1 pseudogene is annotated in these 2,793 nt (G+C 33.8%); it reads right to left on the bottom strand.

The features are described 5' to 3' along the window. Positions 1–2,793, bottom strand: a pseudogene (locus RWQ74_RS08660) (hypothetical protein); the annotation flags it as partial.

Genomic DNA, 2,793 nt, shown 5'->3' on the forward strand with positions numbered 1-2,793 from the left:
GGTTCTATTCCTACTACCCCACCTGTATACTCTGGCGTTTCTAATGTTGGTGGTTTTATTCCTATTGCTCCGCCTATATACTCTGGCATTTTCACCTCTGGTGCTTTCATAAGTTGCAACACATATTGATAAACAATAGTTGTCACTCCTTCTTTTAACAATCCTTTTTCAACTGTCGAGTTGCGCCATTTTTCTGAAACCGGAACAATTTTTTTGAGTTTGAAAGTTAGACCATCGACTTCAATAGTTTGTGGTGGTGTAACAGCGTACTCCTCTCCAGTTGCTTCATACGTAGCCTCCTCTTTTCCACCCGAAACTGTAGTTGTCACTTTCTCTACTATCACATTATCCTTAACTACTTTATCATCAGCAATAGAATCTTCATTTATATCTATAAACTTAACAATAATCGTTCCTTTTTTATCTTTAGCTTCAGTTACTTTTGATTTATTATCTTCTTTTTTATCTAACACATAACTGTAAATAACATGTTTTCCTCCTGCAGTTATATCACCTTCTGCCGGAGCTGAATCAGCTGTCAGTCCTACATATTTATAAACTAAACCTGTAGCTTCATCTTTTAACGTTGAGTATTGTTTATCAGTAGTGTCGTATTTTTCTATAACCGTGCGTGTCGATTTACGTTCAGACACCTTCGCACCATTTGAGTAAGTCACATAAGTATCTTCATACTCTACTGGCACTTTATCTTTGATGATTTCAGATTTTAATGTTTTTAATGTTCCATCTTCATTGATAACAACATGTTTTACATCAACAGAACCTGTTTTTGTTAATTCTGATTTAGATGGTGTTTTTTCTTCTTCACTTACTATACGGTATTCATAGACAACCTCTGTTGTTCCTTCTACGACTTTACCACTAGCTGCCGCTGAACCTTGTTTTAGACCTACATACTCATATGTAAATCCAGTATCAGCATCTACTAATGTTGGATATTGTTTTGGAGTTGTGTCATAGTTTTGTTCTACTTTTTTAACCTCGTTACGCTCATCTACTTTCCCTAAAAATGTATATAGTTTATAATAATCTCCTTTGTCCTCATATGGATATCTTTCTATTAAAGTTGTCGTTTCTAACGGAACTTCATCTTTATCAACTTCTGTTTTTAATTGTTTCCCATCGGTTGTCACATACTTAATAACAACACTACCTTGTTTAGTAACTGTCGGATCCAATCTACGTACTTCTTTAGTCAAATAGAAATAGTGATTTACCTGTGGTTTTGCATCACTCATTACTTTATAAGCACGAATTGGTGTGATGATTTCTTTTTTCGTGTATGTTGTTTCATCTACTGTTTCAACACGAGTTCTAATTATTTTGTTTGTAGTGATTTTACGTCTAAAAAATTCTGGAATTTCTCCTTTTTCTTCCGTATATTCTGGAGTATCTTTTACTTCTTCATGTTCCACTTTTATTTTGCTATCCGGCAAAGTCGTTACTGTTCCCTTTGTTAAAAATTTATCCAAATCTTTTTCTTCAGTTTTTGTATTTTTTTCATCTAGTTTAACTTCAGTTATATCATCATAATTCTTAAAAGTTCTGATCTCTTCTCTTCCTCTAGAGGTAATACTCACAAGTCCTTCTGTCTTACCATTATCATAAAAATCATAATAGAAATTTTCTATAATACTATCAAATTCTCTAAGTTCACTTTCGCTCATTGTTCCAGTTTTCTGTTTCTTATATATTTTTTCAATAAGTTTAAACTTAGCTTCTGTTTCTTCTATTTCACTCTTATTAATTACAGGGGTAAAAGTGTACCCTGTCGTAATATTCTTAAATTCATTATACACTTTAGAATCTGGATTATAGCTTTCTGAGTCATCTATTCCCGCATGAGGTCCTTTGCCTTCAATACTGAATTCGCCTATCGCCTGCGGTATTTTTAATAATCCTTTTAAAAATAGCGTAAATTTATATACACTTTCGTAACGTTCTTTTCTATTATCAGTTGAGTAATCATATTTAACCATATTAAAAACAAGTTTCCCGTTACGGTTATCCTTACTTTCTATTATCCCAACATCTATATTTTCTTTTATTATTTCTTCAGAAAATTTTTCTAAATAATCATCTAATCTTTTTCTTGCTGCAGCTACTTTAGCCTTATCTTCTACTGTTTTCTTTTTATCTTCCTCGGAATCTAATACCTTAGCTTTTTCATTAATACTATTTTCTAAAAAATCAAATGCATGATAAACTCTTCCGGCATACCCCTTCAGCGCTTCAAGCATATTTGTTGGTTTAGGACCAGGAACCTTATGACGACCGAATACCCAATTAGATACATCAGAACTACCAGCACTGGTAAAATCAGAGCTACCAGGAGGAATAGGAGAATCAGGACTATCCTCTGGAAGAGAAAAAGCAGTTAAAACCGAAGTCCCATAATACACTTGGGAATCATATCTCCCTACATAATGACTAGAGCCCCTTGCTCCCACAATTAAATAATTTCTATATGCATCATTTCTTCCTTCCTTATAGACAGAGTTATATACTATATCATCAGACGTCCAAAACTTCCTGTCAGCTCCTGGTTTTCGATAACTCACAAAATTCTTCGCATCCTCCTCCCTATAATATTCATTACTTTCTACGTAAACCTTTCTGCGATACCATGGAGTATTCCTTTCTGCGAGAGTATCATCCCAATAAAACGGAGTTATTGTTTCTATAAAATATGTGTCCTGACCTTTTTTAGTTGTCGCTGTTTGCTTAGATGATTCAACCGTTGCATACGTATCCCTATCCATCACAAGAATC

Source organism: uncultured Gemella sp. (assembly GCF_963525165.1).
Taxonomy (GTDB): domain Bacteria; phylum Bacillota; class Bacilli; order Staphylococcales; family Gemellaceae; genus Gemella.